Source organism: Kitasatospora sp. NPDC048365 (assembly GCF_043200835.1).
Taxonomy (GTDB): Bacteria; Actinomycetota; Actinomycetes; order Streptomycetales; family Streptomycetaceae; genus Kitasatospora; species Kitasatospora terrestris.
On sequence record NZ_JBICYJ010000089.1, the window covers coordinates 1 to 11,159 of the forward strand.

The following is an 11,159-nucleotide window of genomic DNA, read 5'->3' on the forward strand; positions in this document are numbered from 1 at the left end:
GCGTTCGGCCTTCACGGTCAGCATGTTCCGCTCGACGTCGATGTCGATCGCCTCCGGGTCCACGCCCGGCAGGTCGAAGCAGACCACGTACTCGTCGCCCACCCGGTAGGCGTCCAACGGCATCGGCGTCGGCCGCGACCAGGTCCCGTTCGCTCCCACGAATTGCTGGGTCAGCCGCTCCAGTTCGCGGAACGGGTCAGTGCGCATCAGCATCGCGAAACACCTCCGTTGATCAGTTGGGTGCCAGTGCGCTTCACCTGAATCCGTTCTAACATGTCATCCATCCGATGACAACTCATTCAGTCGTTCGGAGCGTGACATCGCGAGAGGGGCTGCTGACCCCTACGGCTGGTGCCGCTCCCAGCGGCGGCCCGCCTCGTTTCCGGCTGGGAGACAGCTCGCGCACGAGAACGTCCGACCGGAACCGACACCGACGGAGGCCACCATGGACACGCCCTCGCGCTACGCGGTCACCCTGCCGGGTGTGCCGGGGGCGCACGGACCGGCGCGGGTCGTGGTCGTCCACGCCACTGGCCAGACCACGGCGGACGGGGCGCCGGTGTACGCGGACGCGGCCGACACGCTCCGGGTGGAGATCACCGCGGGAGCGGCCCGACCGCTCACCGATCCGGCCGGACCCGGGCGGCACACCTGTCTGACCGCCACGCCGCTGCCCTGACGAGCACGACCGGCGACCACCCGGCATTGCCGAACCGGGCAGGCCGGCGTCGCGGTGGTCGCCCGAGTGGCCACGCCGATGCCAGGACCGCGCCGAGGGCGCAATCCCGCTGCGGCGCTCACCGGCCGGTGAGGTCGCGGACCTGGAGCGGGGTGGCGCGTTCCTGGCCCGCCTCCGGCGGAGACCGGATCGCGGGCGAACGGGCCGGCCGGCGCGGTCCCCGGCTGCCGGGACTCCGCCGACAGTCCGTGTGTCTCCGCCGGTGGGGGGCTGCTGGACTTTCTGGACACCGACGTCCCCGGTGGGGCGACGGGTTCGACCGGGCGGGCCCGCAGCGCCGCGGCGCGGGTCACACGGGCCGGCGCCGGACGGTGCGGAGGGCATCGCACAGGGCGTAGAGGTCGGTGACGGTTGCCCCGTCGGCGAAGCGGCTCAGCAACCGTCGAACGGTGCGGTTGTTGCCGTCGCGGACTGCTTCGGCGATCGCCCCGATGAGGTCCGTCTGCCCGTCCCGGGTCGGGGCCGGTGCCGCGGGTGCCGGGTGTTCCACTGTCGTCTCCCTGTGCGGTGCCGTTCGTCGCCTCGGGTGCGCACCGGCCGAGCGGAGGCGGCCGTCGCGCGGCGGAAGACTACCTGTCTCGCCGGTGCGGAAAAAACTGTTCCCGCCGGAGTAGACATTGCCCGGTGTCCGGTCTAACGTTTCTCTCGTAGACAGCAGTCGGCGATACCGGCCAGACATGAACTGGCCGGGGTTGTTGGACGGAAGTTCGCAGGATCGGTCCGGCGGTGGAGTTCCGAAGCCAGGTGCGTGCACGACAGGCGACGGGACTGGCCGCCGGACCGGGCGGCCCGCAGGGTCAGAGGCCGCCACCAGCAGTGACAGCAGTCGAAGTACGAGCAGGATCCCGGCAAAGGCGTCCAGGCTGCGGGCGCGCGTGCCGGGGTAGGCGGTATCCGCACAATGACCGAGCAGTACAGAGGATGAACGGAGGGCGCAAGCGCCATCAGGATCGCCCGGCCCGCGAGCGGCAGTTTCTCGTCCGGGCGGGCACCGCAGACCTCCCTCAGGACACGAAGGACGGTGGTTTCCGGTCACGCATACGCGATCCCCGCACACCCCATCCCCCCGGGGTCGTGCGGACGTCACAGGGCCGGCCCCAGGCCGGTAGATGGTGTTGTTCCCCTTCGGGGCCCCGGAGTCGATACGGCGCCGGGGCCCCTCGACGCGTTCTCCTCGAGAACCAGAAAGGTGCAGTGACTACAACGGCCAGCTCCGACACACCCGACAAACTCGACGACGACGACTACCCCGCCTACACCATGGGCCGCGCCGCCGAGATGACCGGTACCACTCCCGCTTTCCTACGGGCGCTCGGCGAACACCGCCTCATCACCCCCCTGCGATCCGACGGCGGACACCGCCGCTACTCCCGCTACCAGCTGCGTATCGCCATGCGCGCCCGGGACCTGGTCGGTCAGGGCACCCCCATCGAGGCGGCCTGCCGCATCGTCGTCCTGGAGGACCAGCTCGAGGAAGCCCTGCGCATCAACGAACAGCTCCGCGGGGCCCGGGGAGACCAGGAGCCCGGCGGCACCTGACCCGCTGCTCCTTTCCCCGCCAGGGGGCGGCGGACCCGCTGGGCCGCCGGAGCACCGAGACGAAGGCGCGGGCGGCGCCGGTCTCCGGGCGGCCGCTTCGGCAGACCCCGGAAAGCCTCGTCCCGGAGCAACCTGACTGCGACAGGTTTTGGCCGGGGTCCGCCGCCGACGCTAGGGTGTGGCGCCTCGACGCGACGGCGCGTCAGCGCCGCACTCGGCGGATGACTCCCCTTGAGCGAGGTGGGGATGGGACTCATCGACACGGACCGCACGGACCTGGTGGTCGCGGCACAGGCGGGGGACGAGGGGGCGCGCGAGGAACTGCTCGCCGCGCACCTGCCGCTGGTCTACAACATCGTCGGGCGGGCGCTGAGCGGCCACGCCGACGTGGACGACGTCGTCCAGGAGACCCTGCTGCGAGTGGTGCGGGACCTCCCCGCCCTGCGCGAGCCGGAGAGCTTCCGGTCCTGGCTGGTGTCGATCGCGCTCCGCCAGATCAGCACCCACCGGCACCGGCAGCGCGTCGTCGCGGACCGGCGCGCGGTGATCGAGGAGGCGGAGCGGATACCGGACGCCCACGCCTACCTCGAGGACCTGACGATCCTGAGGCTGCACGTGTCGGACGAGCGGCGCCAGGTCGTGGAAGCCGGCCGGTGGCTCGACCCGGACCACCGGGCGCTGATGGCGCTCTGGTGGCAGGAGGGCGCCGGCGCACTGAGCCGCGAGGAGATCGCCGACGCGACGGGGCTCACCACCGCCCACGTCGGGGTGCGCCTGTTCCCATTGAGGCATCCCGGAAGAGAGCCACCCGCATGACGCGACACACCCACCGACCCCCGACCGAGGGGCACGCCACAGCGGCACCCCGGGCGACCCGCAGCTCCCGAGGAGAGTCGTGAGGGGCCTGCACCGGCTCAGCCGGCGCCGCAGGGTAGTGGCGATAGGGACCTCGGCCGCCGCTCTGGTGGCCGGTGTCGTTGCGCTCCTCCCCGACTCCGCGGGAGCGGCCGCGCTGGGCACCCAGGCCGCTCCGTCCGGCCGGTACTTCGGCACGGCGGTGGCCGCGGGGCGGCTCGGCGACTCGGCGTACACCGCGATCGCGGACCGGGAGTTCACCATGGTCACCCCGGAGAACGAGATGAAGTGGGACGCCATCGAGCCCTCCCGCAACACCTTCACCTTCGGGGCGGCCGACCGGATCGTCGACCGCGCCTCGGCACACAACCAGCGGATGCGCGGCCACACCCTGGTCTGGCACTCCAACTGCCCGGCTGGGTCGGGACCATCAAGGACGCCGCCGGCCTGCGCGGTGCGATGAACAGCCACATCACCGCCGAGATGTCCCACTACAAGGGCAAGATCTACGCCTGGGACGTGGTCAACGAGGCGTTCGAGGACGGCGGCAGCGGCAAGCACCGCAGCTCCGTCTTCCAGGACGTGCTGGGCGACGGCTTCATCGAGGAGGCGTTCCGAACCGCCCGGGCCGCCGACCCGGCGGCCAAGCTCTGCTACAACGACTACAACATCGAGAACTGGACCGACGCCAAGACCCAGGGCGTCTACCGGATGGTCAAGGACTTCAAGTCCCGCGGAGTGCCGATCGACTGCGTCGGCTTCCAGAGCTACTTCGGCACCGGAGGGGCACCGGCCGGCTACCAGAACACGCTCGCCAACTTCGCCGCCCTGGGCGTGGATGTTCAGATCACCGAGCTGGACATCGCCCAGGCCTCGGCCACCCACTACGCCAACGCGGTCAACTCGTGCCTGGCGGCCGCCCGTTGTACCGGCATCACGGTCTGGGGCGTCCGGGACAGCGACTCCTGGCGCGGCGGCGAGAACCCACTGCTGTTCGACAAGAGCGGCAAGCCCAAGGCCGCCTACACCGCCGTCATGAACGCCCTCAAGGCGGCCCCCGGCACTGGTACGGACACCGGCGCCGGCGGCGGGAACACCACCGGCCAGATCAAGGGCGTCGCCTCCGGGCGGTGCATCGACATCAACGGCTTCAGCACCGCCGACAACACCCAGGCACAGCTGTGGGACTGCAACGGGCAGACCAACCAGCGCTGGACCTACACCGCCGGCAAGCAGCTGATGGTCTACGGCAAGAAGTGCCTGGCGGCCAAGGACAAGGGCACCGGCAACGGCACCGCGGTGGTCATCACGGACTGCACCGGCGCCGACGACCAGCAGTGGAACGCCACCGCGGACGGCTCGATCGCCGGCGTCCGGTCCGGGCTCTGCCTCGACGCCGTGGGCGCGGGCACGGGCAACGGCACCAAGATCCAGCTGTACACCTGCTGGTCCGGTGGCAGCAATCAGAAGTGGGCCGGCCTGTCGTCCACGCCGACCACGCCTCCGACCGGGACGTGTGCCCTCCCCTCGACCTACCGCTGGACCTCGACCGGGGCACTCGCCCAGCCGGCCAACGGCTGGGCCGCGGTGAAGGACTTCACCGACGTCGTCTACAACGGCAAGCACCTCGTCTACGCCTCCGACGTCAACGGCTCCTCCTACGGCTCGATGATGTTCAGCCCCTTCACCAACTGGTCGGACATGGCGACCACCGGACAGACCGGGATGGGCCAGGCCGCCGTGGCACCCACCCTGTTCTACTTCGCACCCAAGAACATCTGGGTCCTCGCCTACCAGTGGGGGCGCCTGGCCGTTCATCTACCGCACCTCCAGCGACCCCACCAACCCCAACGGCTGGTCCGCGCCCCAGCCCCTGTTCACCGGCAGCATCCCCGGCTCCGGCACCGGTCCCATCGACCAGACCCTGATCGCCGACGGCCAGAACATGTACCTGTTCTTCGCCGGTGACAACGGCAGCATCTACCGGGCCAGCATGCCCATCGGCAACTTCCCCGGCAGCTTCGGCTCCACCTACACCACCGTCATGACCGACACCGTGAAGAACCTCTTCGAAGCACCCCAGGTCTACAAGGTCAAGGACCAGAACCAGTACCTCATGATCGTCGAAGCACGCGGCGCCAACGAGCAGCGCTACTTCCGCTCCTTCACCGCCACCAGCCTCAACGGCACCTGAGCTGTCCTGAGTTTGGTGGAGTCCCCGAAGCCAGGGTTACGATCCTGGCGTAAGGAGAACCACCTGCTGTGCCAGCACCACGCAAATACCCCGACGAGCTCCGTGAGCGCGCGATCCGTGAGGTCCGCACCACGGGCCGCCCGATCGCGCACGTCGCGCGGGACCTGGGCATCCACAAGGAGGCCCTGCGGAACTGGGTCCGCCAGGCCGAGGCCGACGCCGGAGAGCGCGACGACCGGCCGACCAGTGACGAACTCGAAGAACTCAAACAACTCCGTCGGGAGAACGCGGAGTTGCGGCGGGCGAACGAGATCCTCAAGGCCGCCAGGGTGGACTCAACCGGTCAGCGCAACAGTGTTGTCAGCCTATCGGCTGGGGTGTCGTAGTCGAGTGTTCTCCGTGGTCTGCGGTTGAGGCGTTCGGCGATGCGGTCGAGGTCCTGCTGGGTGTGGCCGGCCATCGTGGTGCGCTTGGGAAAGTACTGACGTAGGAGGCGGTTGGTGTTCTCGTTAGTGCCGCGCTGCCAAGGGCTCTGCGGGTCCGCGAAGTAGACGGCGAGGCCGGTGGCCGCGGTGACGTCCTTGTGTGCGGCCAGTTCCATGCCGCGGTCCCATGTCAGGGTCTTGCGCAGGTGGGCGGGCAGGGTCAGCATCACGGCAGAGACTCCGGCGGTTACGGTGGCGGTATCCCGACCGTCGAGCTGGACGAGCAGGGTGTAACGGGTGGTCCGCTCTACGAGAGTGGCGATCTGGGTGACCCCGCTGCCCATGACAAGTCGGGTAGCGGGGACGCATTGCTGCGTCCCCGCCCCCTCAGAACCGTGCAAGCAGCTGTTCACCGCACACGGCTCAAGCAAGCCTCATGGGCTCGCGGGCCAGCGAAGTTGCTGGACGTGTCAGCTCGGCGGCTCCGTTCCGCCGTTGACACTGGGTGTGGAGAAGACGGATTCGTTGATCGCCCGGCGTGCTCCCGCCCAGGAACGCGACGTACTGCTTGGAGATCGCCTTCCTGATGACGGCCCGCCATGTCTCCCATTCCTGGGGGCTTCGCGGCGGGTGGTCGGCGTGCAGCAGGAGCCCTCCGCAGGCTGGGCAGCGACCGTGCTGGGCCTGAAGCAGGCGCACGGTCATGCCGTCCACTGAAGGAGGTGGTCCCTTGCGACGCCGCTCGGCCCAGTACGACTCCAGGGCAGGGTCGTCCGGAGACGCCCTGCCTTTGACCAACTGGTGCCGGACGATCTTCGTCCAGGAGAACTTGAGCAGGTAAGCGCCGCTGCAGCGGTCGCCGAACACCCACCGGTCCTTCCTGGACTTGTTGAACCGGCCGAAGTACTTGCTGGAGACCCAGTGCTTCGGCTTGTTCGGGTGGCTGTGCTTGGCCCACTTGTAGGCGAGCGTCCACATGTAGTTGTCCAGCGCCGTGAAGACCTCGCTGGACACCACCGTCCGGTAGTAGGCCGACCAGCCCCGCACGATGGGGTTGATCTTCTTGAGCACGGCCGCAGCGTTGGCCCCTCGCAGGGCCAGCATCTCGGCGTGCAGCCGTTCCCGGATCCGTCGTTGCGCCGCTGTGCTCGGCTTGATCAGCAACTTGCCGTGATACCGGCGGACGTTGAACCCCAGGAAGTCGAACCCGCTCTCCGCGTGGACGATGCGCGTCTTGTCCTCGTGGAAGGCGAGTCCCCTGGGCGTCAGCCATGCGGCCAGCCGCTCCTTGACCTGTTCGGCCTGCTCACGGCTGGTGCACATCGCGACAAAGTCGTCTGCGTACCGCACCAGCACGGGACTTCCGCTCTGTGCACTGCCAGCGTCTCTGCCGGTGGTGTAGTAGCGGACCCCTGCGGCTTCCTCCATCCCGTGCAGGGCCACGTTGAAGAGCAGCGGGCTGATCACCCCGCCCTGTGGAGTTCCCTCCTCGGTCGGGGCGAACCGACCCCGGTCCACCACCCCGGCCTTCAGCCACTGCCGGACCAGTCCCCGGGCGGGGAAGGTGCCGAGCGCGGCCATGAGCCGGTCGTGGTCGATGCGGTCGAACGCCGCCGTCAGGTCCGCGTCGAGCACCCACACGCGCTGCGGGTTCTTCCCGTTGAGCGTGGAGTAGATGGCCCCGATCGCGTCGTGACAGCCGCGGCCGGGCCGGAAGCCGTACGACTTCGGCTCGAACCGCGCTTCCCACTCGGGTTCCAGCGCGCCCAGTGCCACAGCCTGCAGGCACCGGTCGACGATCACGGGAATCCCGAGGCCGCGCTTCTTCGTGGTCCCCGGTTTGGGGATGAACACCCGCTTGACGGGCTGAGGAGTCCAGGGTCGGGCACGGTGCTGGACCCAGTAGGCCAGAGCGGCCTTGGACTGGGAAAGCAGCACCACCTTTCCATCGACTCCCGCCGTCGCGCGTCCTGCGTTGATCTCCGTGACCCGCCGCACGCTCAGGAGCGTGTTCGAGCGGGACCGGAGCATCAGCTTCTGCAAGTTACGGACCTTCTTCAGGTCCCCTGCCTGCGATGCCGTGAAGATCCTCTGCCGCAGACGCCGTACGTCCTCCTCGGCCCGGCGCCAGTCGACCGACGCCCAGTCCAGGTCTTCGCCCTCGGGTCCGTTCACCGCCCCGGCGGCGGCCGGAGCGGTCGAGACCGTTCCGGCCGCGTCCGTCATGGTGTCCAACTTGTCCCTCGGTTCCGTCGTCCTTGTCCAGTGAGTCCGCACAGGCTCACCCGGCCCACGTCAGCACCCTTTCGGGTCCGGGCAGAGCGCCCGTATCCGGGCGGTTATGCGGGGCGACCGGCGGAGAGGCCGGTCATGCTGCCCCGGGTTCCCGTTTCCTTTCGGCTCCCGGCATTGGCTTCTTGGGCCATCCTGTTCCCGCTGGGGAGTTGAGCCTTCCTCACGGTCGGCCGACCGGGCCACGACGGCCCGGACCCCAACGGGGTTTCCACGTTCCACACGAATGAGCTACGACCGGGGTGGGTGCTCCCTTTACCCCGAGGCGGCGGTGTCCACCTGGCCGGAGTGACCTCTACCGGCCAGCGCCTGCCGCTTTCTCAGCGGCCAGCCATGCACCCCGCTGGAACTTCCCATCGGCGGGGCTTGGGATCACGAGGCATCATCGGGAGTTCACTTGCGTTCACCCGTCCGGTCTTCCCCTTGCCTGTAACTCCCGGATGGAACGGGAGCCCTTGGGCTTTCCCCTGAGCTTCGCACCACGCCGTTACCGGCATCGCACGTCAAGGGCGGGGACGGGTCATACGGACACGGACCCGTGACTGCACCTACGGCCCCACCATCAGCCGCCTCTCCAATCGGTCAGTCCACTCAAATTCGTGCAACTTCGTGTCGCACGATCGCCCTCCCAATGCCCGGGCACGAGGCGGTCGCGCACCTCGGCGGGCCGCTCGTGGATAGAGGTCGCCTCCTTGATCTGCGAGCGCCACTGACCGGTGACTGTGTTGTGGATGCTGCGGCGGGTCGGACGGCCCGAACGCAGGTGCCGCTGAAGGGACTTGGCCAGTACGCCGCGGGCCTGCATGAACAGGGATTTGTAGATGGTCTCGTGACTGATCCGCATCCCGGGGTCATCGGGATGGGCCTTGGCGAGGTGGCCGGCTATCTGTTCGGGCGACCAGTCCTCGGCCAGGCGGGCGGCGACCACTTCCCGCAGGGGCTCGTTCAGTGCCAGCAGGCATGGCTTGGGCCGCCGGGCGCGTTGCCATGCCCGGTCCTCCGCGTCGACGGCCCGGTAGTGCTCGGTGCCCTTGTTGCGGCCGATCTCCCGGCTGATGGTGGAGGCGGACCGTCCCAGGGAGCGGGCGATCGTGCGCATCGAGTCCCCGCGGGCCAGGCCCCGGGAGATTAACTCGCGTTCGCTGTCGGTCAGGAATCCGGGCCGACGCGAGCGGACCGGTGGGACGTAGCCGCCGTTCGACTTGAGGATCGTGAAGACCGAGCCTGGTGGCCGACCCAGGGCCCGGGAGATCTCACTGATCGACTCGCCGGCCTTCCAGCAGTCCCACAACTCACGCTTCTGCGCGTCCGACATCCCCGGACGACCCATCCTTGCCATACGCCACACCCTCTCCTACCTCGGGTGTTGCGCTGACCGGTTGAGTTCACCACTCCTTGGTTCAAGTGAAGCGAACAGACATCGCCTTCGCGCAGCCAGTGTCTGATGCCTGATGCGTGCGGGCTCGGCCGACGGCGCGTCTTCGCGTCGCCTTGGACCAGGGCGCCCGCGCACCGGGGGCGCCGTTCATGACGGTAACTCATCGCGCGTGTGACCGCTCGGGTCGGCGGCGGTGAGGGCTGCACGGACGCTGGGGCTGATGGTGAAGACCGTGTCCGTGCCGGTGATGTCCAGCAGGCCTTGCACCGGGCGGGAGGGGGCGGCCAGCACGAGGCGGGTGTCGGCCCGGGCGCTCTCCTGTATCCGCAGCAGGGAATTGAGCCCGGCGGTGTCGCAGAAGTCCAGGCGGGACAGGTCGACGACGAGGCGGCGCGGGCGGTGTTCGAGGGCCCGCGCAAGCTCGAGTTCCAGGCGTCGGCAGTTCTCGTGGTGGATCCCGCCCTCGAGGCGGACGATCACCATGCTGTCCACGCGCGTGGTGGTGACCCGTAGCTTCGGCACGGCGTCGCCGCGTCGGTCGCCGGATCCCATGGTTCTTCGCCCTTTCCGGTTCGTTGTGCCGTGGTCGACCCGATCGCTCCTCTCCTGGTCGGCCGAAGCGCTCGGGCGGGCTCCGTCCCTCCTTGGCCGGGCCCGCCGACGATACGCAGCCGACCGGGGGGTCAGGCGGCGGTGGTGAGTTCGGCGCGGCCGAACAGCAGGGCCCATCCTCGGGGGAGGTGGTCGAGGAGTCGGATGGTGAGGTGGTTGCCGGCGAGGTCGCCGACGGCGGCGAGGACGGTGGAGACGTCCCAGCGGGCGGCGGTGAGGCTGGTGCCCAGGGAGTCGGCCACCGCTTCGACGAAGGCGGGCCCGGTGACAGGTTCGGGCAGCGGGATCTGCGCGGCGAAGACGGTCCGCTCCCGCTCGGGCAGGACGGCGGCGAGATCGCAGCGGTCCTCGGCAGTGAGCTGGGATCCGAGCAGGGCCAGGACCGTGTCCAGGACGCGTCCGGCTTCGTCGTCGCTGGGGTAGCGGCCGAGGGCGCGGACCTGCTGGAGCAGGCGGCGGTGCCGTGTCATGGGTGTCGGCCTTCCGGGTCGGGCCGCGCCGGGAGGTGTGCGGCGCGGGGGAGCGGTGGCGGGGATCAGGGGCGGTGGCCGGGTTCGGGTCGGCCGAACAGCAGGTCGTAGCCAGCCGGCAGTTGGAACAGGATCCGCTCCATGAGGTCGTCGCCAGCGGCGTCCGCCACGGTGGACAGGACTGCACCGACGTCCCACAGAGCCGTGGCCTCGGTGGCGCCGTCGATCCAGGCGGCGGTCGCCCGGACGAACCGGTCGGGGCCGAGCGGTTCGGCGGCCTGGAGCGGGTTGAGCAGGATCAGGGCGAGCGTCTCCGGGAGGCGCCGGGCGAGGTCGACCCGGACGCCGCCGACGAGATGCGCGCCGAGCAGGGCCAGAACGACGCGGGCGGAGCGTTCCGCCTCCTCGGGCGTCTTGTATTCACCGCGTTCCTGGACGTGTTCGAGGAACGCTTCCCATCGCAGGGTCACCGCGGTCTCCTCCCTCAGGGGGTCGGAACCAGGGGGTGTTCCGCGCCGCCCCCTGGGGAGGCGGGGCGGCGTGGAACGGCCGGTGCGATCGGCCGGTCAGGCCTGGATCTGCTTGCGGGTGCCGTTGTGGCTGATTGCGATCTTGCGGGGCTTGGCCTTCTCGGCGACCGGGATCCTGAGGGTCA

The 11,159-nt window shown here is 69.5% G+C and carries 11 protein-coding genes and 2 pseudogenes; 5 read left to right on the forward strand and 8 right to left on the reverse strand.

Annotated elements, in window-relative coordinates:
• The coding region (locus ACGFX4_RS40765) for an Hsp20/alpha crystallin family protein (protein ID WP_393086189.1) at positions 1-213 on the reverse strand (213 nt) is incomplete at its 3' end.
• Between the two features lie 232 nt (positions 214-445).
• On the opposite strand from ACGFX4_RS40765, the gene ACGFX4_RS40770 reads away from it, so the two are divergent.
• Positions 446-679 carry a DUF6296 family protein gene (locus ACGFX4_RS40770; protein ID WP_393086191.1) on the forward strand — a complete coding sequence of 78 codons (234 nt, stop codon included), beginning with the start codon at positions 446-448 and terminating at the stop codon, positions 677-679.
• Between the two features lie 349 nt (positions 680-1,028).
• Here the strand turns inward: ACGFX4_RS40770 and ACGFX4_RS40775 are convergent, their stop codons facing one another.
• Complete coding sequence (locus ACGFX4_RS40775; protein ID WP_393086193.1) at positions 1,029-1,229, reverse strand: hypothetical protein; 201 nt, start codon at positions 1,227-1,229, stop codon at positions 1,029-1,031.
• Positions 1,230-1,999: 770 nt separating this feature from the next.
• Between ACGFX4_RS40775 and ACGFX4_RS40780 the strand changes: the two genes are divergently transcribed.
• From ACGFX4_RS40780 to ACGFX4_RS40795, 4 genes and pseudogenes are all read left to right on the forward strand, one after another.
• Complete coding sequence (locus tag ACGFX4_RS40780) at positions 2,000-2,278, forward strand: MerR family transcriptional regulator (RefSeq protein ID WP_393086209.1); 279 nt, start codon at positions 2,000-2,002, stop codon at positions 2,276-2,278.
• A gap of 246 nt (positions 2,279-2,524) precedes the next feature.
• The gene (locus ACGFX4_RS40785; RefSeq protein ID WP_393086195.1) at positions 2,525-3,094 is read left to right on the forward strand and encodes an RNA polymerase sigma factor; all 570 of its coding nucleotides are present in this window, start codon (positions 2,525-2,527) and stop codon (positions 3,092-3,094) included.
• A gap of 79 nt (positions 3,095-3,173) precedes the next feature.
• A pseudogene (locus tag ACGFX4_RS40790) lies at positions 3,174-5,321 on the forward strand (non-reducing end alpha-L-arabinofuranosidase family hydrolase); the annotation flags it as partial.
• Positions 5,322-5,440: 119 nt separating this feature from the next.
• A pseudogene (locus ACGFX4_RS40795) lies at positions 5,441-5,659 on the forward strand (transposase); the annotation flags it as partial.
• A gap of 11 nt (positions 5,660-5,670) precedes the next feature.
• Here the strand turns inward: ACGFX4_RS40795 and ACGFX4_RS40800 are convergent.
• The 6 genes from ACGFX4_RS40800 to ACGFX4_RS40825 form a co-directional block, all read right to left on the reverse strand.
• Positions 5,671-6,096 carry an IS30 family transposase gene (locus tag ACGFX4_RS40800; RefSeq protein WP_393086197.1) on the reverse strand — a complete coding sequence of 142 codons (426 nt, stop codon included), beginning with the start codon at positions 6,094-6,096 and terminating at the stop codon, positions 5,671-5,673.
• 79 nt (positions 6,097-6,175) lie between these two features.
• A complete protein-coding gene (ltrA, locus tag ACGFX4_RS40805; protein ID WP_393086199.1) occupies positions 6,176-7,978 on the reverse strand; it encodes a group II intron reverse transcriptase/maturase in 1,803 nt (600 codons plus the stop codon).
• Positions 7,979-8,606: 628 nt separating this feature from the next.
• On the reverse strand, positions 8,607-9,359 hold the full coding sequence (locus tag ACGFX4_RS40810) for an IS30 family transposase (RefSeq protein WP_393086201.1): 753 nt from the start codon (positions 9,357-9,359) through the stop codon (positions 8,607-8,609).
• Between the two features lie 210 nt (positions 9,360-9,569).
• Complete coding sequence (locus tag ACGFX4_RS40815; RefSeq protein ID WP_393086203.1) at positions 9,570-9,914, reverse strand: STAS domain-containing protein; 345 nt, start codon at positions 9,912-9,914, stop codon at positions 9,570-9,572.
• Positions 9,915-10,105: 191 nt separating this feature from the next.
• Positions 10,106-10,504 (reverse strand): DUF2267 domain-containing protein, encoded by a 399-nt coding sequence (locus ACGFX4_RS40820; protein ID WP_393086205.1) that lies wholly within the window; start codon positions 10,502-10,504, stop codon positions 10,106-10,108.
• Between the two features lie 65 nt (positions 10,505-10,569).
• Positions 10,570-10,974, reverse strand: coding sequence for a DUF2267 domain-containing protein (locus ACGFX4_RS40825; RefSeq protein WP_393086207.1), 405 nt, complete (start codon positions 10,972-10,974; stop codon positions 10,570-10,572).
• Positions 10,975-11,159: the final 185 nt, after the last annotated feature.